Origin of the sequence: Vibrio hangzhouensis, assembly GCF_900107935.1 — a bacterium.
GTDB classification, from domain to species: Bacteria; Pseudomonadota; Gammaproteobacteria; order Enterobacterales; family Vibrionaceae; genus Vibrio; species Vibrio hangzhouensis.
Genome location: NZ_FNVG01000015.1, coordinates 86,204 through 106,914, shown reverse-complemented (window position 1 = coordinate 106,914; position 20,711 = coordinate 86,204). Strand labels below are relative to the sequence as shown.

Sequence of the window (20,711 nt, the reverse complement as noted above, 5' to 3'; positions counted from 1 at the left end):
TGGCTAAAAAGCATTGCTTATAGCTGCTATTAGCGTTGGTTATTTAAGTGTTGTTGGAGCTTATCGCGAATGATGGTCTCAATCCACTGAGCCTTGGGTGACTGACGGTTCTTATTGTGAAGGTAACTGTACAAGCTTTTGGTGTAGGTGTGACCGTCCAGATTAAGCTGTAGTGCCCTCAACTCTGGGTAGTTTTGAACTGGAAACAGATTGGAATGAGGCAGCAGCATATCCGTTGACATTACAACATCAATAAGCGCCAGCAAAATTTCTGAACGAAAGCCTATTTTCGGCTGGTAGCCTTGCTGTTCGAGTACTTGCCCGGCAAAGCTAAAGTTGTCGTTCCAGCCCGGAGAAACCAGTGAAGCAATTTCATAAGGGGCGGCGTCTTTTGGGGTGATCGTGGATTTAGTGATGGGGTGGCCCTGCCTGACGAGCACCAGCCCCTCCAGCGTTGCCAATTTGTTTCTTGCGACTTCTTTCGAGAGGTTGTCCAGATCATAGTGGACGCCAATCAGTACTTCACCACTGCGGATCTGCTCGGGGGTGTGGTGACTCCAGCTGACCAGCTCCAGATGGACTTTTGGTGCCTGCTTACGGATTTCAGCGAATAACGACCCGGCAAGGCAGGGCATCACGATAGGTGCCAGCGCCACCTTGATTGACCCTTCCAGAACTGAGGGTTCAAATTCCTCCAGTTGCTCGAGACAGGACTCTAAGCCATCCATAAATGGTGCTATTTTCTCTTCCATCTGAATGGCAAACGGCGTGGGTTCCAGACCTCCCTGAACTTTGACGAACAACTCATCGTTGAGGTGAAAGCGCAGCTTTTGCAGCGCCTGACTAATAGCGGGTTGAGTGACAAACAGCCGTTCTGCGGTTTTTCGCGTATTTCGCTCAAGAAACAGGACACGAAATGTTTTGAGTAAATTGAGATCGATTTTCTGAAACAGGTTAGTTGGTGTCGTCATAATGATCCGGTACGAAAGATTGTTCATTCATAGGTGTACGCATGTAACCTTGTTTATTGATGTCAGGCAGATTGATTTTTGGGTAATCAACCTCGTGGTACTCAATCTGGCTGAGCAGGTGGGCGATGCAATTGAGCCTGGCCCGCTTCTTATCATCTGAAGGGACAACCCACCACGGGCATTGTTTGGTGTCGGTGTAGGAAAACATGATGTCTTTTGCTTCAGAGTACTCTGCCCAGCGATTGCGCGATTCCAGATCCATCGGGCTAAATTTCCAACGCTTTATCGGAGTATTCACACGTTCTAGAAAGCGTTTTTCTTGCTCCTCATCCGATACAGAGAACCAGTATTTCAGTAAAATAACACCGGAGCGAACCAGCATGCGTTCAAATTCGGGGCAGGAGCGCAGAAACTCCTGATACTCCTCTTCGTTGCAAAAACCCATTACCTTTTCTACCCCTGCCCTGTTGTACCAGCTACGATCGAAAAGCACCATTTCTCCGGCTGAAGGCAAATGAGCGACATAGCGCTGAAAATACCATTGAGTTTTTTCTTTTTCGGTAGGGGCAGGTAATGCAGCAACCCGGCAGACTCTTGGATTGAGCTTTTCGGTGATGCGTTTGATCACGCCACCTTTTCCTGCGGCATCTCGACCCTCAAATACGACGACGATCTTCAGGCCCTGATGTTTCACCCATTGTTGAAGTTTGACTAGCTCAATTTGTAGTCGGGCCAGTTCCTTCTCGTAATGCTTTTTGTCCATCTTACCGTTCTTGCCCATGGTCTTCCTTTTCTCGGTATTATTTATAGAGAGTTTAGCACCTTAGAGACGCTGCGAATTTTCTCGCTACTGGTCACAGGTATCGCGAAGTCGTCAATATCGTGGTTGCCCATCTTGGCGTCACTAGCGATGTAGTGCATCTTACTTTTGCGGCTGGCTTTGCCGGAAAGGTGAATTTCCTCTATCCGACTGGTGTTGACTATCTGGGCGACATTGTCGGCAGCAACACCAGCACCAGCCATAATGGCAATACGCCCATTCGCCTGTTGATTCAATTTAGCGAGATAGTCGGCCCCATCGAGAGCGGTAGCCTGTAAGCCAGAGGTGAGTATTCGCTCACACCCCAGAGCGATGACGTCTTCAAGCGCTTGTTCAGGGTTTTTGCATTGGTCAAAAGCACGGTGAAACGTCACACCCAGACTCAACTCATGCGCCAACTTGATTAAGCGTATTGCGTGGGGCATATCGATGTGACCGTCTTTATCGAGTAAACCAAGAACAATGCCCTGCGCGCCATATTTGGCTGCAGTGCGAATGTCTTCGGCCATGATTTCGATATCATCACAGTCATAAAGAAAATCACCTTGTCGGGGGCGTATCATGACGTACACGGGAACATATGAGGATTGGACTGCCTGTTTAATCAGTCCGGCATTGGGTGTCAGACCACCCAGTGACAGTGATGAGCATAGCTCGATACGAGTTGCACCTCCTGCGATGGCAAGGGGCAGGGATTCAATGTTGTCGATGCAGACTTCGAGTTGGTAATTCATATCGCTACTCAGTAAACATACTGACTATCAATATATCTCTGCAGGTCACATCGGAAAAGAGAAAAAGCCCGAGTCGTGACTCGGGCTTTGTTTTTTGGCTAACTCGTTTCTTCTTCAATGATTGGCGTGCGTTTTCCGCTTTATATTGTTCCAACCATCAACCCTGATTGAGCGCAGGGTGAAGGCTCGAATTATTTAGAAAGGTCGTCTGCGTGCTCAGATAGGAACGCTGCAACACCTTTTGGAGATGCGTCCATACCTGCTTTACCTTCTTCCCATTGTGCTGGGCAAACTTCACCGTTAGTTTGGTGGAAGTTAAGTGCGTCAACCATACGTAGCATTTCGTCGATGTTACGGCCTAGAGGAAGGTCGTTAACAACTTGGTGACGTACTAGGCCGTCTTCGTCGATTAGGAATGAACCACGGAAAGCAACGCCCGCTTCTGGATGCTCAACATCGTAAGCTTTGCAGATTTCGTGCTTAACGTCAGCGATTAGTGGGTATTTCACTTGACCGATACCGCCGTCTTCAACAGCAGTGTTACGCCATGCGTTGTGAGAGAACTGAGAGTCGATAGAAACGCCGATAACTTCAACACCTTTCGCTTGGAAGTCTTCGAAGCGGTTGTCGAATGCGATCAGTTCTGATGGGCAAACGAATGTGAAGTCTAGTGGGTAGAAGAATACAACTGCTTTCTTACCTTTTGTGAACTCAGCAAAGTTGAAGTTCTCAACGATTTCGCCGTTACCTAGAACAGCTGCTGCAGTAAAATCTGGGGCTTGACGACCAACTAGTACCATTTTTTTTGCTCCTAAATAGAGTTTAATTCAAACCAATTACGGTTTGGTCCGTGTTTGTACGAGACAAACTATAGTACACATTGTAGTATTGAAAAAAGCGAAATTAATAGATTAATTTCATCGAAAAAAGCGATGAAGCCTGATTGCTGATTCCTTTTTTGATTTTGTTCCAAAAACAGGCAGTTACTATGAACAAATGGCCCAGTTTAAAGCAGCTTCATTACTTGGTGACTCTTCATGAGACCCGTCATTTTAGTGAGGCGGCAGAGCGTTGTTTTGTCAGCCAGTCGACTCTTAGTAAAGGGATTCAGAATCTGGAAGAGCTGATAGGGTGCCCACTCTATGAAAAGAAAGACAAGAAAAGTCCGTTAGTGTTTACTCAGGCTGGTGAAATGGTTGTCGCACAGGGCAGGGAGCTGCTCGCTAAGGGGCAGGATCTGATTGAATTAGGAAATTTGTGTCATGGTGACGCAATGCAAGGTCAGCTGAAACTGGGTTGCATTCCTACCATTGCCCCTTTTTTGCTGTGTGATTTGGTTCAGGAGGTGAATGCTCGTTACCCGCAGCTTAACCTGTTATTGCGAGAAGACACCACAGCCAACCTATTGGCAGCGTTAAGGCATGGTGAACTCGATGTGTTGATACTGGCACTACCAATGGAAATCGGCAATATGGATAGCTGTGTTGTTGGTCACGATCCTTTTAAAATGGTGATCAGTCGCACACAGGCGGATCGAATCAGGGTGCCCATCAAATACGACGATCTGCCGGATGAGTCGGTATTTTTGCTAGAGAATGAACACTGTCTGACGGAGCACGCAGTCTCTGCCTGCAAACTGACAGAGAAAGAGAAAATTAATCCATTCAGTGCGACAAGTTTACACACGTTAGTGCAAATGGTTGCTAACGGTCTGGGGACGACCTTTATACCGCAGATGGCAATTGAGCATGGTCTGCTCGATAATCAGAACTTGATTGTGGTAGAGCCACCGGGTCAGCAGGCCCATCGCGATATTGGCTTGGTGTGGCGTCCTAGCTCTTCACGACGAGACACGTTTTTGCAGCTTGCGGATGTGGTGTCAGAGCTGTTGTAAATCAAGATCTCTTGCTTAAACATTAGAGAGACAAAATTACTAGTGAAAGGCACCAGGATTGGTGCCTTTTTTGTGATATTTGACTGTTACCCTGAGTGGGTGTGTAAAATTTCACAGCGTCAAATCAGAAAATTTTTTCAGTCAAACTTTGTAGTTCACAGAGTAAATTTCACATTGTCAAAATTCACTTAACGTCTTTTCTGCTCGTATATCACTTCGATGGCATTTGGTGCTATCCACAATTGTACCCACCAAACAAGGATGTCGACCGTTCCGGCCAATAATGGTGGTTTTGTAATTTAATTACGTAATTATCTACATTTTTTGAGTTTGAGGGCGGGGCCTAGTGTCAAAGTGGAAACTGTCGAATTTCGATATTTGCCAGAATTGGAGTTGCTGCTCTAATGTGGTTTGGGTTACTGTGAATAAAAGCTTTACTTGCTGTCGGTAATGATTTTTGGCTGGATCTGAGAGAGAGAGACTGATTCTGATTAAATGATAGCGGGCAAGCATAGGATTACATGGATGTTGTAAGTTTTGTTGTTTCAAACTTACATGATGGCTTGAGGAACGGGCATGCTTGATGAAGGAACAGTAAATCAAACAACACAGCGATATTATTCCGCTCGTAGTCTGTTCGTGACGAACATGCTGTCAGACGCGCACAGCCGTGTTTTTAGTAGGGAAGCCCAAGATTTTCTGGCAGCGCTGTGCGACCGGTTTGCTGAGCGCGTCTCGATACTGATGGCACAAAGAGTCAAGTATCAGGACGTGATCGATACCGGTATCAAGCCTGACTTCCGTCAGGATACCGAGTATCTACGCCAATCGGATTGGCGGATTCAGGGATCTGTAGAGGATAGTCTGAAAGACTTGCAGGAAATAACGGCAGCACCAAAGCGACACATTATTACCTCCGCTCTCCAAACTGGTTCAATTTTATTTGTCGCTGACTTTGAAGATTCGATGACGCCTGTGTGGGAGCGTGTACTGGATGGTCAGTTGAACCTGCATGACGCGATACACTCGGAGTCTTACTGGTCAGCACGACAAAATAACGATGCTTTAGATGTCGCAACAGGGCCGACATTATTTCAATGTCGCGTCCGTGGTTTACATATGACCGAAAAGCACGTGTTGTGGAATGGCTGCGCCATGCCCGCCGCACTGTTCGATTTTGCGGTCTATTTTTATAACAACCACAGACAGTTATTGGAGAACCAATGTAGTCCGCACTTTTGTCTGCCAAAATTACAAAGCTACGAAGAGGCGTGCTGGTGGAGTGATGTCTTTCACTTTACAGAGCAACTCTTTGGGTTGGGTAATGGCACGATTAAAGCGACGGTGTTGGTTGAAACACTGCCCGCCGCATTTCAGATGGAAGAAATTTTGTTTGCATTGAAAGAGCATGCAGTGGGTCTTAAGTTTGATATTCACGATTACATTTTTAGTTATATCAAAACGTTGAAGAACCATCGTGACAGCGTGCTTCCAGACGGACAGGCTATTAGTTTGGAAGCGCCGTTTGTTAATGCTTGTTGCACACTCTTGGCGGCCATATGCGATAAGCGAGGGGCGCTCGCGTTCACCGAACCCGCGGGATCTTACAGACCTCAGCAATCAGAATACTTTCAGTCATTGGAAAGTGTCGGTCGTGACCAAAAAACGCGTGCTAGCACTGAGCAGTTGTTGTGTCCATGCTCAGGCCCGAGAACAGAACAAGGGATGAGGCAGTTGATTGCCGTGGCGATCAAACACATCGAAGCCTGCCTGTCAGACAACGGCTGCAAGTCTCAGGATGAGTCGCAGGCAGCAACAGTATTCACTGAGATGGCACGTGTGTCCATTTGGCAGTGGATTCAACACAAACAGCGCCTTGATAACGGTAGTTTAATCACTAAAGCGCTGTTTCGTGATTATCTGAGTCAAGAAATTAACATAGTGAGAAAGCAGGTTGGCGCGGTACGTTTTGACCAAGGACGTTACTGCGAAGCGGCTTATTGGTTCTCGGAACAAGTAACCAGTGATCAATTGAGCGACTTTCTCAGCTTAAACTCGTATGAGTCTCTACCTTAAAACCAGTTTTGAGCACTGCCTCAGTACGCCTGTATGGGCTACTGACTGTCGGCAAGTTTGAGCGGCGCAAGCCGCTCTTTTTTTTATTGCCAGACTCAGAAGTTTAGTCGTTGGTTGCTTCGACTTCTTCTGGCTCCACTTCTTCCTGAAGCTCGAGCAGATTGATCGCAATGGCGACAAAGTCACTGTCAGTGATGATACCAACTAATTCCTTATCGCTCACCACAGGTAAACAACCGACTTTGTGCTTTTGCATATAAATCGCACTTTCTTTCAATCCAGCTCGTGGCTCTACCGTCATGATATTGATGTGCATAATTTCACTGAGCGGGGTAGAGAGCGTGTAAGACTGGTCGCTGGGGATTTTCTGTAAGATAGATTCTTGTGCTGCCAGTACATCGCGTTGAGAGACAATACCGAGCAAACGACGTTCCGCATCGACAATGGGGATGTGTCTGATGTCGAGCGCTTCCATCGTATGTTTAGCATCGGCTAGTGAGTGAGACCGCAATAGGGTGTGAGGGTTGCGAGTCATCATATCTTCGACCTTAATCATAGGGCCTCCAACTCGTTCTGATTGTGTACTTTAACTATAGATTTTTTCTGGGATTATTTCTGAGATGGGCGTCGTTTTTTGCCAGGCTAATCACAAATTATCCGCAATAACAATAAGGTCAAGAACAGGTGTTCGGAACGAGGAGTTTCGCGTGTTGAAATGACGGTTCAGCTTGCTATTCCATTGGGGCACTTTATACTATGCGGCTGCGAATTTTTTCGCCGTTTTTATCTCTCATTACAGAAGATTGGTGTTATGCAAGTTTCAGATTTTCACTTTGACTTACCTGATGAGCTAATTGCTCGTTATCCTAAAGCTGAGCGTAGCTCAAGCCGACTACTGCAGCTGACCGGTAATACGGGAGAAGTGGTGGATGGAAACTTCACTGATATCGTGGCTCAAGTGCAGCCGGGCGATCTATTGGTATTCAACAATACCCGCGTTATTCCTGCCCGTATGTTTGGTCGTAAGGCGTCAGGGGGTAAGCTAGAAGTTCTGGTTGAAAGAATGTTGGATGACAAGCGCGTTCTTGCCCATGTTCGCTCATCGAAGTCACCTAAGCCGGGAACCGAGCTACTACTTGGTGAAAACGACGAGTATCAAGCGACAATGGTGGCACGTCACGATGCCCTGTTTGAGATCGAAATGAAATCGGAGAAGACAGTACTTGATATTCTGAATGACATTGGTCATATGCCGCTTCCGCCTTATATCGATCGCCCTGATGAAGACGCGGACAAAGAACGCTATCAAACGGTATACAACGAGAAACCAGGTGCAGTTGCTGCACCGACAGCAGGTTTGCACTTTGATGACGCTGTACTTGAACAAATCAAGGCTAAAGGGGCAAATTTTGCCTATGTCACGCTGCACGTTGGTGCGGGCACATTCCAGCCAGTACGTGTAGAGAACATCCATGACCACCACATGCATGCTGAATATGTAGAGGTGCCACAAGAGGTGGTTGATGCGATCAATGAGACCAAATCGAATGGCGGTCGAGTGATTGCAGTAGGTACTACGTCTGTACGTTCTCTGGAGAGCGCGGCACAAGATGCGCTGAAAAAGGGGACGGAGCTGGTTCCATTCTTTGGTGATACCGAAATCTTCATCTTCCCGGGCTATGAATACCAGTTGGTGGACTGTCTGGTGACTAATTTCCATCTTCCAGAATCGACATTGATTATGTTGGTGAGCGCATTTGCAGGCTATGACAACGTTATGAATGCTTACAAGCATGCGGTAGAACAACAGTACCGTTTCTTTAGTTACGGTGATGCCATGTTTATCACTAAGAAAACGAGCTAATCATTGATTCAGAAGAGTGTCACACATTATTCTGACACTTATGCCCATACGATGGTGTGAGCAAGATATTGCTATTCCACTCAGGGAGTCAGTGGAATAGGGTAAGGACTACCCAGGCCACCAGCTACATATAGCTAGTGCATTCGAGTGCGGCAAGCTACGCTTGTTAGTGCGTTTAAAGATAGAGTCAGACTGTGTCTCTGGCAATTTGGAGGCTTCGTGAAGTTACAATACGAACTTAAAAAGAAAAATGGTCATGCTCGTCGTGGTCAGCTAACGTTTGAACGCGGGACAGTACAGACCCCTGCATTTATGCCAGTCGGTACGTACGGTACCGTGAAAGGCATGACACCAGAAGAAGTGAAAGGCACAGGTGCCGAGATCCTATTGGGTAACACGTTCCACCTCTGGTTACGCCCGGGTCAGGAAATCATGAAAATGCACGGTGACTTGCATGATTTCATGAACTGGCATGGACCGATTCTGACCGATTCAGGCGGCTTTCAGGTGTTCAGTTTGGGTGACATCCGAAAGATCACGGAAGAAGGGGTACATTTCCGTAACCCTGTAAACGGTGACAAGATTTTCATGGACGCAGAAAAGTCGATGGAAATTCAGAAAGATCTGGGTTCTGATGTTGTGATGATCTTCGATGAATGTACGCCTTACCCAGCGACGCACGCTGAGGCGAAGAAGTCGATGGAAATGTCTCTTCGTTGGGCGAAGCGCTCACGTGATCACTTCGACAAACTAGAAAACCCGAACTCACTGTTTGGTATCGTACAAGGTAGTGTATACGAAGATCTGCGTGATGTGTCGGTGGAAGGGTTGACTGAAATTGGCTTCGATGGATACGCCGTAGGCGGTCTTGCTGTCGGTGAGCCAAAAGAAGACATGCACCGCGTACTGGAGCACACGACGCCAAAACTACCGGAAGATAAGCCTCGCTACCTAATGGGTGTGGGCAAACCAGAAGATTTGGTCGAAGGCGTTCGTCGTGGCATTGATATGTTTGACTGCGTAATGCCAACACGTAACGCGCGTAACGGTCACTTGTTCGTGACTGGTGGTGTCATCAAGATTCGTAATGCCAAGAATAAGACCGATACCGGTCCATTGGATGAGCATTGCGACTGCTACACCTGTAAAAATTACTCGAAGGCGTATCTGCACCACCTGGATCGTTGTAACGAAATTCTGGGTGCTCGCCTGAACACCATTCACAACTTACGTCACTACCAACTTCTGATGGAAAGTATTCGTACGGCGATTGATGAAGACCGTTTTGATGAGTTTGTGGAAGAATTTTATGCACGTCGCAACCGCGAAGTGCCGCCACTAAACATGAAATAGTTGGCGAAATTACCGGCTGTCCCCAAAATAGGTAACAAATCCTAGCTCTGGGTCACACTTTTTGTGACTTTAAGTGACTATGAAACATTGAGTTACCGTTTGCTTCTTGAAAAGATAGGGGGATAGCCCAATTTTGGATATGTATTTACATTAAAGAGGATGTTTCCCGATGAGTTTGATTTCTGTAGCTCACGCAGCTGAATCGGCACCACAAGGTGGCGGTTTCGAAATGCTAATCATGCTAGGCATGTTTGCGGTTATTTTTTATTTCATGATTTACCGCCCACAAGCTAAGCGCGCTAAAGAGCACAAAAACCTGATGGCGTCTATGGGTAAGGGCGATGAAGTCCTGACTAACGGCGGCCTGATCGGCAAAATCACTAAGATTGCTGAAGACAACGACTACATTGCTATCGCACTAAACGACAACAATGAAGTAGTTATCAAGAAAGACTTCGTTACTGCAGTGCTACCAAAAGGTACGCTGAAGTCTCTATAAAAACAGCTAAAGGATCCTCGCTGTGCTAAACCGTTATCCTTTGTGGAAGTATCTGATGGTGATCTTTGCCATCGCGATTGCAGCACTCTATGCACTTCCCAATCTATACGGTGAAGATCCGGCTATTCAAATTACAGGGGCGCGTGGCGCCTCTGTTGATATGTCGACGCTGGATACTGTCACTAAAGCTCTTAATGAAGAGCAACTTTCTCATAAGTCCATTGCATTAGAAGATGGCTCCATTCTTGTTCGTTTCAATGACACTGATACGCAAATCAGTGGCCGTGATGTTATCAGCCAAGCGTTAGGCAAAGACTCAATTGTTGCATTGAACCTTGCGCCAGCAACGCCAAACTGGCTTGAATCCATCGGTGCGGCACCAATGAAGCTCGGTCTTGACCTTCGTGGTGGTGTTCACTTCCTGATGGAAGTGGATATGGACGCGGCGATGGAAAAGCTGGTTGGTCAGCAAGAAGAAGCCTTCCGCAGTGAACTACGTGAAGATCGTATTCGCTACCGTTCTATTCGTCCATCCGGTAAAGATGGCGTCGAAGTGCTACTACGAGATGCCGAGCAATTGGCAGAAGCAAAAACTGTGCTAGCGAATAAGCACCCGGATATGGACTTCTTTGACTCTGATTCCAATGGCCGTTTTGCTCTGGTTGCCAAGTTCAAAGAAACCCGTCTGCAGGAAATCCGTAATTACGCGGTGGAACAGAACATTACCATCCTTCGTAATCGTGTAAACGAACTGGGTGTGGCTGAACCATTAGTTCAGCGTCAGGGTGCAAGTCGCATTGTGGTGGAACTGCCTGGTGTTCAGGATACCGCTCGTGCGAAGGAAATTCTTGGTGCGACTGCGACACTTGAATTCCGCGAAGTGGACAGTTCCGCCGATCTTGCTGCAGCAGCCAGCGGCCGAGCGCCAGCCGGCAGCGAAATCAAGCAAGATCGTGATGGGCGTCCTGTCGTGCTTAAAAAACGAGTCATTCTTGGCGGTGCAAGCATTACCGATGCGAGCTCAAGTGCTGACGAATATGGTCGTCCACAAGTTAACATCTCACTTGATAGTGAAGGTGGCAACAAGATGGCGGCATTCTCTCGTCAAAACATTGGCAAGCTGATGGCGACAGTCTTTGCAGAATATAAAGACAGCGGTAAGCGTACACCGGAAGGTAAGGTGATCCTTGATAAGCATGAGGAAGTCATCAACCAGGCGACAATCCAGTCTGCACTGGGCCGTAACTTCCGAATCACAGGTATCGATTCTGCGGCTGAAGCGCACAACCTGGCGCTGCTATTGCGCGCTGGTGCGTTGATTGCCCCTATCTCGATCGTTGAAGAACGTACCATTGGTCCGTCTATGGGACAACAAAACATCGATATGGGTATCAAAGCCTGTATTACAGGTATGATCGCTGTGATGCTGTTTACCCTTGTTTACTATCGTCGTTTCGGCTTGTTTGCCAATATGGCGCTGATGGCGAACATCGTACTCATCGTAGGTGTCATGTCGATGATCCCTGGCGCGACCATGACCCTACCGGGCATCGCCGGTATCGTGTTGACGGTTGGTATGGCGGTGGATGCTAACGTTCTGATATTTGAGCGGATACGTGAAGAGCTAAAAGAGGGACGTAACCCTCAACAAGCGATTCACCAAGGCTACGCTAACGCATTCAGTACCATCGCTGATGCCAACATCACAACGCTTATCACAGCAATTATTCTGTTTGCTGTGGGCACCGGTGCGATTAAAGGCTTCGCGGTAACACTGTCTATCGGTATTATCACCTCTATGTTTACAGCCATTATTGGTACACGTTGTCTCGTGAACCTGATTTATGGCGGTAAGCGCATCAACAAATTGTCGATCTAAGGGTTAGTTATGTTTCAAATATTGAAAGCAGACAAAACGATCGACTTCATGCGTTGGTCAAAAGCCGCATTTGCATTGTCGATCGTGATGATCGCGGCAGCTATTTTTACTCTGTCAACTAAGTGGTTGAACTGGGGCCTGGACTTCACTGGCGGTACTTTGATTGAAGTGGGCTTTGAACAGCCAGCTAATCTTGAGAAAGTTCGTTCTGCACTTGAAGCTAAAGGTTTCGGCGATGCCACTGTGCAGAACTTCGGTTCCTCACGTGACGTGATGGTGCGTTTGCGCCCTCGTGATGATATGCAGGCCGAAGCACTGGGTAACCAAATTCTGGATGCGATTAAGCAGGGCACAGGCGAAAGCGTTGAAATGCGCCGTATCGAGTTTGTGGGTCCGAACGTGGGTGACGAGCTGACTGAAGCAGGCGGCTTAGCGATCCTGGTATCGTTAATCTGTATCTTGATCTATGTATCTGTGCGATTTGAGTGGCGTCTGGCTGCGGGTGCGGTACTTGCTCTGGCTCACGACGTTATCATTACCCTGGGTATTTTCTCACTGATGCAAATTGAAGTGGATCTGACGATTGTCGCAGCTTTGTTGACGGTTGTTGGTTACTCTCTTAACGATACGATCGTGGTCTTTGACCGTATCCGTGAGAATTTCCGTAAGATGCGCAAAGGTGAGCCTGCGGAAATCATGAACAACTCTATCACGCAAACGCTGAGCCGTACCTTGATTACTTCCGGTACCACATTATTTGTGGTTATTGCCCTCTTTACTCAAGGCGGTGCAATGATTCACGGTTTTGCAACAGCACTGTTGTTGGGTATTACAGTAGGTACTTACTCTTCCATCTACGTCGCGTCAGCACTCGCGCTTAAACTGGGTATCCAGAAAGAGCACTTGATGCCGCCTCAGATTGAGAAGGAAGGTGCCGAGTTTGATGAAATGCCTTAACAGGCAGTGCTCAATACTCACAGACAAAGCCACTCAGTAGAGTGGCTTTTCTTTTGTTTGTAACAGCGACAAATGAGCAATAAAAAAAATCCCGACCATTGGTCGGGATTTCTAATTCAGCGGTGACGGGCTGGGCTGTGCTTTCCTTTATCGAATTACTTAAGGATAGCTTCGTTTCCGTTTTCACGGATGTGTTTTAGCATCGCTTTCACGCCACGTGCGCTTGAAGCAACAACATTGCCAGACTTCATATACTCAGTACCGCCTGAGAAGTCAGTCACGATAGCGCCAGCTTCACGAGCAATTAGCTCACCTGCTGCCATGTCCCATGGTTTTAGGCCTAGTTCGAAGTAACCGTCCAGACGACCAGCAGCCACGTAGCAAAGGTCTAGAGCAGCAGAGCCAGCACGACGGAAGTCAGAGCACTCTACAAACATAGAAGACATGATTTTGAAGTAGCTTTCAGAGTGTTGCTTCTGCTTGAATGGGAAGCCAGTACCTATGACAGTACCTTTGATATCTTTAAGCTGATTTACACGGATACGTGCATTGTTTAGTTGAGCGCCAGCACCACGTTGTGCAGTGAAAAGCTCGTTAACCATTGGGTCGTAAACACACGCGACTTCTGTTTTGCCTTTGATGCGAACAGCAATAGACACAGAGAAAGTAGGAATGCCTTGAACGAAGTTATTGGTGCCATCCAGTGGGTCGATGATCCATTGTACGTCACTATCTTTACCTTCGATTAGGCCACCCTCTTCAGCAATGATGCTGTGGTCTGGGTATGAAGCTTGGATAGTGCTAATGATGATTGCTTCGGCTTCTTTGTCTACATTAGTAACAAAGTCATTAGTGCCTTTCTGTACTGACTCAATCTTGTCAGTGTTTTCTAGTGATTTAGCAATATGGTTGCCCGCTTTACGCGCTGCGCGTATAGCGATATTTAGCATTGGATGCATACGAATTTTCCCAACGGATGTTAAAGAACAAAAAGCGGCGGGGAGTATACCAAAGATTTAGCAAAAGGGAAGTGGTTATTTTTTGGTCGCTCACCGGGTGATTGAAAAAGACCCTGACCATTTTAGTCAAGAATATGTTACTATTCGTCGGTTTTGTAAACTCGGTGCAATTTGACAATGCTAGACAACGTGAAAATCGTCCTTGTAGGGACCTCCCACTCCGGAAATATTGGCTCTGCAGCCAGAGCGATGAAGGTAATGGGGCTGAGTCAAATGGTACTGGTTGATCCTCAGTGTGAGGTAGACTCGCAAGCCGTGGCTTTGGCTGCTGGAGCGAGTGACATTGCGTTGGGAGCCAAAGTCGTTGCGACTCTGGAAGAGGCCATTGAGGATTGCGGTCTGGTAGTTGGTTCTAGCGCTCGCTCCCGAACCCTTGATTGGCCGATGATCGAGCCCCGTGAATGCGGTAAGACATTTGCACTGGAGGGGGAAAAACACCCTGTCGCTTTGGTATTTGGCCGTGAACGTACCGGGCTCACAAACGACGAATTGCAACTGTGTCATTATCACACATGTATTCCAGCAAACCCGGAGTACAGCTCTCTTAATCTCGCCATGGCGGTACAGACGTTGAGCTATGAAGTGCGTGTTGCACATCTCGAGCGTCAGGCCGAACGATATCCTGAGCAAGGTGAAACGGACTATCCGCGTCACAAAGAACTGGAAATGTTCTACCAACACCTTGAAAAGGTCATTATGGATACCCAGTTTATTTCTAGAGATAAACCAGGGCTGGTCATGAACAAGTTACGTAGGATGTTCAGCCGAGCTCGACCAGAGTCTCAGGAAATCAATACATTAAGAGGTATTCTTACCTCGGTAGAGAAAGCAATGGGGGTTAAAAAATAACCACTTTTTCTATTGGGTTAAATACCTGACTAATTTAGTCAAATAAATACTTGATTAAAACAGTCAGGTATGGAAAAATTCCAACCACATACTCAATGTGGATACGTGTGATATGAGACTAACATCAAAAGGAAGATATGCAGTAACAGCGATGCTAGATGTCGCACTGCACTCACAGCAAAGCCCAGTACCACTGGCGGATATCTCTGAACGACAAGGGATTTCCCTGTCTTATTTGGAGCAACTGTTTTCTAAATTGCGCAAAGCCGGTCTGGTGGCCAGTGTGCGTGGTCCCGGTGGCGGCTATCGCTTGGGAGCAGAGGCGACAGACATCTCAATTGGTACCGTGATTGCTGCTGTTGATGAGTCGGTTGATGCAACAAAATGTGCCGGCAAGGGAGATTGCCAGGGTGGTACACGTTGCCTCACACATACACTGTGGAGAGACCTGAGTTCTCGCATTAGTGACTTCCTGAATAACATCACTCTTGGTGAGTTGATGGTCGATAACGAAGTATTAGAAATTTCAGACCGACAAGACGTAGATCTTGCGGTAAATCATGGGTTCTCAAGAAAAAGTACAAGCACCGCACCCATCGGAATCAATGTTCGCTCGTAAGTAGTGTTGCTTTTACATTGGAGTAAAGAATGAAACTGCCTATTTATCTAGACTACTCTGCCACATGCCCTGTTGATCCAAGGGTTGCAGAAAAGATGGTTCAATTTATGACGATGGACGGTACCTTTGGTAACCCGGCGTCACGATCACACCGTTTTGGCTGGCAAGCAGAAGAAGCAGTAGACAATGCACGTGAGCAGATCGCTGACCTGCTCAACGCAGATCCTCGTGAAATTATTTTCACTTCGGGTGCGACAGAATCAGATAACCTTGCGATTAAAGGTGCTGCGCACTTTTATAGCAAAAAAGGTAAGCACGTTATCACCTGTAAAACGGAGCACAAAGCGGTACTTGATCCATGCCGTCAGCTAGAGCGCGAAGGCTTCGAAGTGACTTACCTTGAGCCAGAATCAAACGGTTTGATCGACCTGGCGAAACTGGAAGCAGCCATGCGCGAAGACACAGTGTTAGTGTCGATTATGCACGTTAACAATGAAATTGGCGTGGTTCAGGATATTTCCGCAATTGGCGAGTTATGCCGTAGCAAAAAAATCGTTTTCCACGTAGATGCAGCACAATCAGCTGGCAAGTTGCCAATCGATGTTCAGGAAATGAAAGTGGATCTGATTTCAATGTCAGCGCACAAGATCTACGGTCCTAAAGGGATTGGCGCGCTATACGTTCGTCGTAAGCCACGTATTCGCCTCGAAGCGCAAATGCACGGTGGTGGTCACGAGCGTGGTTTCCGTTCAGGCACGCTACCGACTCACCAGATCGTGGGTATGGGTGAGGCCTTTGCTATTGCTAAGCAAGACATGCAGAAAGATTATGATCATGCAAAAGCATTGCGTGACCGTCTGTTAAATGGCATTAAAGATCTTGAAGCGGTGACGGTAAATGGTGACCTTGAGCAGCGTGTACCGCAAAACCTCAACGTGAGCTTCGCGTTCGTTGAAGGCGAATCGTTATTGATGTCTCTTAAGGATCTGGCGGTGTCTTCCGGCTCAGCCTGCACGTCAGCAAGCCTGGAACCGTCTTATGTGCTTCGTGCGCTAGGTCTGGACGATGAACTGGCACACAGCTCAGTGCGTTTCTCATTCGGTCGATTCACGACTGAAGAAGAGATCGATTATGCAATTGAGCAGATCACCACAGCAGTGAACAAATTACGTGACATGTCTCCTCTATGGGATATGTATAAAGAAGGGATTGACCTGAGTACGGTTGAGTGGGCACACCACTAATCTCACGGAAGTAGAGGATTCGAGGAATTTATTATGGCGTATAGTGAAAAAGTTATTGACCACTATGAGAACCCACGCAACGTCGGTTCATTTGATAAAAATGATCCCAACGTGGGTAGTGGCATGGTCGGTGCACCTGCATGTGGCGACGTGATGAAGTTGCAAATCAAGGTAACACCAGAAGGTATTATCGAAGATGCAAAGTTCAAAACGTATGGCTGCGGCTCCGCGATTGCTTCAAGCTCGCTCGTTACTGAATGGGTAAAGGGTAAATCGATTGACGAAGCAGCAGCAATCAAGAACTCAGAAATTGCAGAAGAGTTAGAGTTGCCGCCAGTAAAAGTACACTGCTCGATCCTTGCGGAAGACGCAATCAAAGCAGCAGTGGCTGATTACAAGAAGAAGCACGACTAAACCACTTGGATAGCCAAGTGAACGAATACCATCAAGAGAAGCAGACAAAGGTTGTAGTATGGCCATCTCAATGACAGAAGCAGCAGCGAGCAGAGTAAGAACGTTTTTGGAAAACCGTGGCAAAGGGATTGGGTTACGCTTAGGTGTAAAAACTACGGGTTGCTCTGGTATGGCCTATGTCCTTGAGTTTGTGGACGAGCTTGAAGATGGCGATGAAGTCTTTGAGCATTCCGGTGTGAAAGTCATCATAGATGCTAAGAGCTTAGTTTATCTCGATGGTACAGAGCTCGATTATGTAAAAGAGGGCTTAAACGAGGGCTTTGAATTCAACAACCCTAACGCTAAAGGCGAGTGTGGTTGTGGTGAAAGCTTTAATGTTTAATATCTCTTGAATCTGGGCGGGCGCATCGCGCGGCCCGAACTGTCAGGCGTCGCAACGCGACGTCTGTCCCAGGTTCACTACTTTGCGAGTTAATGTTATGAACCATTTTGAATTATTTGGGCTACCTGTTCAGTTTCAGTTGGACGGTAGCCTTCTTTCTTCTCAATTCAGAGAGTTGCAAAAACGCTTTCATCCCGACAAGTTTGCAACGGCGTCAGAGCGCGATCGAATGCTGGCTGTTCAGAAAGCAGCGCAAATTAATGACGCCTATGAAGTGCTGCGCCGACCTATCTCTCGTGCCGAGTATCTGCTTGCGGAACAGGGCGTTGATATTCGCGCTGAGCAACAGACGCTGCAAGACCCGATGTTTCTTATGGAGCAAATGGAACTGCGCGAGGAGTTGGAAGACATCGCTGCATCCAGTGATGTTGAAGCAGAACTTTTTGACTTTGACGCTAAGGTAAGCAAAATGTTCAAAGCACAGCTAACTGGGCTGGAGCAGCAGCTTGATCAGAGCGAGTGGCTGCATGCTGCTGACAGCGTCAGAAAACTAAAATTTATCGCCAAGTTGCAAAGTGAAATAGAACAGCTCGAAGATAAGCTGCTTGGTTAATGGAAGCTCCCAAGGATATTTGAATGGCATTACTTCAAATCGCAGAGCCGGGTCAAAGCTCCGCACCCCACGAACATAAATTGGCAGCCGGTATCGATCTGGGCACCACCAACTCTCTCGTGGCCACAGTAAGAAGTGGCGAAGCGGCGACTTTACCGGATGCCAACGGTCAGAAAATTCTGCCTTCAGCAATACACTATGCTGAAGACTCAGTTACCGTAGGTATCGAAGCGCGTGACAATGCGGCCGCCGATCCTGCGAATACGATTATTTCCGTTAAGCGGTTATTAGGGCGTTCATTGGCGGATGTGCAGGCACGTTATCCGTCTTTGCCCTACTCGTTGACCGAGAGCGACAATGGATTGCCTGTATTACAAACCCAGGCAGGTCCGAAAAACCCGATTCAGGTGTCTTCCGATATTCTCAAAACGCTGGCTCAAAGAGCCGAAGCGTCTCTCGGTGGTGAACTGGCTGGCGTGGTGATTACGGTTCCTGCGTATTTTGATGACGCTCAGCGACAAGGAACCAAAGACGCCGCTAATTTGGCGGGGTTGCATGTACTAAGACTGCTCAATGAGCCGACTGCGGCGGCGATCGCTTATGGCCTCGACAGTGGTCAGGAAGGCGTGATTGCCGTTTATGATCTGGGTGGTGGCACCTTTGATATATCGATTCTTCGTTTGTCGCGTGGTGTATTTGAAGTGTTAGCTACCGGCGGTGATTCCGCTCTGGGTGGTGATGACTTTGACCATTTGGTGGCAGATTACCTGCAGCAACAGATTGGCAAAGCCGAGCTTAACGCACGCGAGCAACGTCAGCTTCTGGATGCGTCTACTCAAGCTAAGATAGACCTGAGTCAGAGTGACACGGCCGCTATCGATGTACTGGGTTGGCAAGGTGAGCTGAGCAAGTCTCAGTTTGAGCAACTGATTCAGCCACTGGTGAAGAAAACGTTGATGTCTTGCCGTCGAGCTCTCAAAGACGCCGAAGTGGACGCTGACGAAGTGCTTGAAGTCGTCATGGTAGGTGGCTCAACTCGCACTCCGTTGGTACGAGAGATGGTTGGAGACTTCTTTGGCAGAACGCCCTTGACCAGCATCAACCCAGACGAAGTGGTGGCGATTGGCGCTGCGATTCAGGCTGACATTCTGGCTGGCAATAAACCGGATTCAGAAATGTTGCTTCTGGATGTACTTCCACTATCACTGGGTATCGAAACCATGGGTGGATTGGTGGAAAAAATCGTTCCACGTAATACCACCATTCCGGTAGCGCGGGCGCAGGAATTTACCACGTTTAAAGACGGTCAGACGGCGATGTCTGTGCATGTGGTACAAGGTGAGCGAGAGATGGTTGATGATTGCCGTTCTTTAGCTCGTTTCTCGCTCAAAGGTATCCCGCCAATGGCGGCTGGTGCTGCTCACATTCGAGTGACTTATCAGGTGGATGCCGATGGTCTGCTGTCTGTAACGGCGATGGAAAAGAGCACGGGTGTGCAATCTGAAATTCAGGTTAAACCATCTTATGGTCTGAGTGATGATGAAGTGACCAACATGCTCAAAGATTCCATGACTCATGCAAAAGATGACATGCTGGCTCGCGCATTGGCTGAGCAGCGTGTGGAAGCGGACCGAGTGATTGAAGGGCTGATTGCTGCAATGCAGGCCGACGGTGACGCGCTTCTCAGTGAAGAAGAGAAACAAACGTTGCTTGCTGTGATCGAAGCACTGATCGAATTACGCAATGGTGACGATACTGACGCCATTGAACAGGGTATTAAAGATACTGACAAAGCGAGCCAGGAGTTTGCATCACGCAGAATGGATAAGTCCATTCGTGAAGCGCTTGCAGGCCAGTCAGTGGATAACATTTAAATCGAGGACCAAGTAGTCATGCCAAAAATTGTTGTTCTGCCCCATGAAGAGCTGTGTCCGGAAGGCGCAGTATTAGAGGCTAACGAAGGCGAAACGGTATTGGATGTTGCGCTTAAAAACGGCATTGGAATTGAACACGCTTGTGAGAAGTCGTGCGCTTGCACCACTTGTCACGTCATCATTCGTGAAGGCTTTGACTCCCTGGAAGAGAGTGAAGAGCTGGAAGATGATATGCTCGATAAAGCGTGGGGACTGGAGCCTGAGTCTCGTCTTGGCTGCCAGGCCGTAGTGGCGGATGAAGACCTTGTGGTCGAAATTCCTAAGTACACCCTTAACCACGCATCTGAAGATCACTAGTAAAAACTGCGGAGGATACATGAGCTTAAAATGGATAGACTCTCGTGATATCGCTATTGAGTTGTGCGATCAATTTCCAGAAACAGACCCTAAAACGGTACGGTTTACCGACCTGCATAAGTGGATAACTGAACTTGAAGATTTTGACGACGATCCAAATCGTTCCAATGAAAAAATCCTCGAGGCAGTCATTTTATGCTGGATGGATGAGTACGACTAATAAGACTCTCTGACTTTGATTCTAAAAACGGACCTTTGGTCCGTTTTTTTTTCGCTATATGTTACATTGTTAT

At 47.5% G+C, this 20,711-nt stretch carries 22 protein-coding genes; 16 read left to right on the top strand and 6 right to left on the bottom strand.

What is annotated here, in order from left to right; all coding sequences use genetic code 11:
* Positions 1–29 precede the first annotated feature (29 nt).
* The 4 genes from C4S60_RS15335 to C4S60_RS15320 form a co-directional block, all read right to left on the bottom strand.
* Positions 30–971, bottom strand: a complete 942-nt coding sequence (locus C4S60_RS15335) for a LysR family transcriptional regulator (protein ID WP_103881232.1) — start codon at positions 969–971, stop codon at positions 30–32.
* Positions 955–1,752, bottom strand: coding sequence for a polyphosphate kinase 2 (gene ppk2 / locus C4S60_RS15330; protein ID WP_103881231.1), 798 nt, complete (start codon positions 1,750–1,752; stop codon positions 955–957). Before ppk2 ends, C4S60_RS15335 begins: the two co-directional genes overlap by 17 nt.
* 23 nt (positions 1,753–1,775) lie before the next feature.
* Positions 1,776–2,525 (bottom strand): copper homeostasis protein CutC, encoded by a 750-nt coding sequence (locus tag C4S60_RS15325; protein WP_103881230.1) that lies wholly within the window; start codon positions 2,523–2,525, stop codon positions 1,776–1,778.
* A gap of 191 nt (positions 2,526–2,716) precedes the next feature.
* Positions 2,717–3,325, bottom strand: a complete 609-nt coding sequence (locus tag C4S60_RS15320) for a peroxiredoxin C (RefSeq protein ID WP_103881229.1) — start codon at positions 3,323–3,325, stop codon at positions 2,717–2,719.
* A 188-nt stretch (positions 3,326–3,513) separates the two neighbouring features.
* Here C4S60_RS15320 and C4S60_RS15315 point away from each other — a divergent pair, with 188 nt between their 5' ends.
* Positions 3,514–4,419, top strand: coding sequence for a hydrogen peroxide-inducible genes activator (locus C4S60_RS15315; RefSeq protein WP_103881257.1), 906 nt, complete (start codon positions 3,514–3,516; stop codon positions 4,417–4,419).
* A gap of 576 nt (positions 4,420–4,995) precedes the next feature.
* Entirely contained in the window at positions 4,996–6,495 is a 1,500-nt protein-coding gene (locus C4S60_RS15310; protein ID WP_103881228.1) for an aldolase/citrate lyase/malate synthase family protein, read from the top strand.
* Positions 6,496–6,598: 103 nt separating this feature from the next.
* On the opposite strand, the gene C4S60_RS15305 is transcribed toward C4S60_RS15310, so the two are convergent.
* Positions 6,599–7,051: a CBS domain-containing protein gene (locus tag C4S60_RS15305; RefSeq protein WP_103881227.1), complete on the bottom strand. Its 453-nt coding sequence runs from the start codon at positions 7,049–7,051 to the stop codon at positions 6,599–6,601.
* A gap of 255 nt (positions 7,052–7,306) precedes the next feature.
* Between C4S60_RS15305 and queA the strand changes: the two genes are divergently transcribed.
* The 5 genes from queA to secF all read left to right on the top strand — a co-directional run bounded on the left by queA (position 7,307) and on the right by secF (position 13,047).
* Positions 7,307–8,359, top strand: coding sequence for a tRNA preQ1(34) S-adenosylmethionine ribosyltransferase-isomerase QueA (queA, locus tag C4S60_RS15300; protein WP_103881256.1), 1,053 nt, complete (start codon positions 7,307–7,309; stop codon positions 8,357–8,359).
* 219 nt (positions 8,360–8,578) lie between these two features.
* Positions 8,579–9,712, top strand: coding sequence for a tRNA guanosine(34) transglycosylase Tgt (tgt, locus tag C4S60_RS15295; protein WP_208623275.1), 1,134 nt, complete (start codon positions 8,579–8,581; stop codon positions 9,710–9,712).
* A 169-nt stretch (positions 9,713–9,881) separates the two neighbouring features.
* Positions 9,882–10,211: a preprotein translocase subunit YajC gene (gene yajC / locus C4S60_RS15290; protein WP_103881226.1), complete on the top strand. Its 330-nt coding sequence runs from the start codon at positions 9,882–9,884 to the stop codon at positions 10,209–10,211.
* Between the two features lie 22 nt (positions 10,212–10,233).
* Entirely contained in the window at positions 10,234–12,090 is a 1,857-nt protein-coding gene (gene secD, locus C4S60_RS15285) for a protein translocase subunit SecD (RefSeq protein ID WP_103881225.1), read from the top strand.
* Between the two features lie 9 nt (positions 12,091–12,099).
* Positions 12,100–13,047: a protein translocase subunit SecF gene (gene secF / locus C4S60_RS15280; RefSeq protein WP_103881224.1), complete on the top strand. Its 948-nt coding sequence runs from the start codon at positions 12,100–12,102 to the stop codon at positions 13,045–13,047.
* Between the two features lie 155 nt (positions 13,048–13,202).
* Here the strand turns inward: secF and suhB are convergent, their stop codons facing one another.
* The gene (suhB, locus tag C4S60_RS15275) at positions 13,203–14,006 is read right to left on the bottom strand and encodes an inositol-1-monophosphatase (protein WP_103881223.1); all 804 of its coding nucleotides are present in this window, start codon (positions 14,004–14,006) and stop codon (positions 13,203–13,205) included.
* Between the two features lie 177 nt (positions 14,007–14,183).
* On the opposite strand from suhB, the gene trmJ reads away from it, so the two are divergent.
* The 9 genes from trmJ to iscX all read left to right on the top strand — a co-directional run bounded on the left by trmJ (position 14,184) and on the right by iscX (position 20,638).
* Positions 14,184–14,915, top strand: coding sequence for a tRNA (cytosine(32)/uridine(32)-2'-O)-methyltransferase TrmJ (gene trmJ, locus C4S60_RS15270; RefSeq protein ID WP_103881222.1), 732 nt, complete (start codon positions 14,184–14,186; stop codon positions 14,913–14,915).
* 112 nt (positions 14,916–15,027) lie between these two features.
* Positions 15,028–15,534: a Fe-S cluster assembly transcriptional regulator IscR gene (iscR, locus tag C4S60_RS15265; RefSeq protein WP_103881221.1), complete on the top strand. Its 507-nt coding sequence runs from the start codon at positions 15,028–15,030 to the stop codon at positions 15,532–15,534.
* A 29-nt stretch (positions 15,535–15,563) separates the two neighbouring features.
* The gene (locus C4S60_RS15260; RefSeq protein WP_103881220.1) at positions 15,564–16,778 is read left to right on the top strand and encodes an IscS subfamily cysteine desulfurase; all 1,215 of its coding nucleotides are present in this window, start codon (positions 15,564–15,566) and stop codon (positions 16,776–16,778) included.
* A 33-nt stretch (positions 16,779–16,811) separates the two neighbouring features.
* Positions 16,812–17,192 carry a Fe-S cluster assembly scaffold IscU gene (gene iscU / locus C4S60_RS15255; protein WP_103881219.1) on the top strand — a complete coding sequence of 127 codons (381 nt, stop codon included), beginning with the start codon at positions 16,812–16,814 and terminating at the stop codon, positions 17,190–17,192.
* 58 nt (positions 17,193–17,250) lie between these two features.
* Positions 17,251–17,574, top strand: coding sequence for an iron-sulfur cluster assembly protein IscA (gene iscA, locus C4S60_RS15250; protein ID WP_103881218.1), 324 nt, complete (start codon positions 17,251–17,253; stop codon positions 17,572–17,574).
* A 97-nt stretch (positions 17,575–17,671) separates the two neighbouring features.
* Positions 17,672–18,187 carry a co-chaperone HscB gene (gene hscB, locus C4S60_RS15245; RefSeq protein ID WP_103881217.1) on the top strand — a complete coding sequence of 172 codons (516 nt, stop codon included), beginning with the start codon at positions 17,672–17,674 and terminating at the stop codon, positions 18,185–18,187.
* 23 nt (positions 18,188–18,210) lie between these two features.
* Positions 18,211–20,061, top strand: a complete 1,851-nt coding sequence (gene hscA / locus C4S60_RS15240; RefSeq protein ID WP_103881216.1) for a Fe-S protein assembly chaperone HscA — start codon at positions 18,211–18,213, stop codon at positions 20,059–20,061.
* 18 nt (positions 20,062–20,079) lie between these two features.
* Complete coding sequence (gene fdx, locus C4S60_RS15235) at positions 20,080–20,418, top strand: ISC system 2Fe-2S type ferredoxin (RefSeq protein WP_103881215.1); 339 nt, start codon at positions 20,080–20,082, stop codon at positions 20,416–20,418.
* Between the two features lie 19 nt (positions 20,419–20,437).
* Entirely contained in the window at positions 20,438–20,638 is a 201-nt protein-coding gene (iscX, locus tag C4S60_RS15230) for a Fe-S cluster assembly protein IscX (protein WP_103881214.1), read from the top strand.
* Positions 20,639–20,711: the final 73 nt, after the last annotated feature.

Coding starts and splice junctions, on each gene's coding strand:
- C4S60_RS15335 (WP_103881232.1), bottom strand. CDS start 971: ATGACGACACCAACTAACCTGTTTCAGAAAATCGATCTCAATTTACTC.
- ppk2 (WP_103881231.1), bottom strand. CDS start 1,752: ATGGGCAAGAACGGTAAGATGGACAAAAAGCATTACGAGAAGGAACTG.
- C4S60_RS15325 (WP_103881230.1), bottom strand. CDS start 2,525: ATGAATTACCAACTCGAAGTCTGCATCGACAACATTGAATCCCTGCCC.
- C4S60_RS15320 (WP_103881229.1), bottom strand. CDS start 3,325: ATGGTACTAGTTGGTCGTCAAGCCCCAGATTTTACTGCAGCAGCTGTT.
- C4S60_RS15315 (WP_103881257.1), top strand. CDS start 3,514: ATGAACAAATGGCCCAGTTTAAAGCAGCTTCATTACTTGGTGACTCTT.
- C4S60_RS15310 (WP_103881228.1), top strand. CDS start 4,996: ATGCTTGATGAAGGAACAGTAAATCAAACAACACAGCGATATTATTCC.
- C4S60_RS15305 (WP_103881227.1), bottom strand. CDS start 7,051: ATGATTAAGGTCGAAGATATGATGACTCGCAACCCTCACACCCTATTG.
- queA (WP_103881256.1), top strand. CDS start 7,307: ATGCAAGTTTCAGATTTTCACTTTGACTTACCTGATGAGCTAATTGCT.
- yajC (WP_103881226.1), top strand. CDS start 9,882: ATGAGTTTGATTTCTGTAGCTCACGCAGCTGAATCGGCACCACAAGGT.
- secF (WP_103881224.1), top strand. CDS start 12,100: ATGTTTCAAATATTGAAAGCAGACAAAACGATCGACTTCATGCGTTGG.
- suhB (WP_103881223.1), bottom strand. CDS start 14,006: ATGCATCCAATGCTAAATATCGCTATACGCGCAGCGCGTAAAGCGGGC.
- trmJ (WP_103881222.1), top strand. CDS start 14,184: ATGCTAGACAACGTGAAAATCGTCCTTGTAGGGACCTCCCACTCCGGA.
- iscR (WP_103881221.1), top strand. CDS start 15,028: ATGAGACTAACATCAAAAGGAAGATATGCAGTAACAGCGATGCTAGAT.
- C4S60_RS15260 (WP_103881220.1), top strand. CDS start 15,564: ATGAAACTGCCTATTTATCTAGACTACTCTGCCACATGCCCTGTTGAT.
- iscU (WP_103881219.1), top strand. CDS start 16,812: ATGGCGTATAGTGAAAAAGTTATTGACCACTATGAGAACCCACGCAAC.
- iscA (WP_103881218.1), top strand. CDS start 17,251: ATGGCCATCTCAATGACAGAAGCAGCAGCGAGCAGAGTAAGAACGTTT.
- hscB (WP_103881217.1), top strand. CDS start 17,672: ATGAACCATTTTGAATTATTTGGGCTACCTGTTCAGTTTCAGTTGGAC.
- hscA (WP_103881216.1), top strand. CDS start 18,211: ATGGCATTACTTCAAATCGCAGAGCCGGGTCAAAGCTCCGCACCCCAC.
- fdx (WP_103881215.1), top strand. CDS start 20,080: ATGCCAAAAATTGTTGTTCTGCCCCATGAAGAGCTGTGTCCGGAAGGC.
- iscX (WP_103881214.1), top strand. CDS start 20,438: ATGAGCTTAAAATGGATAGACTCTCGTGATATCGCTATTGAGTTGTGC.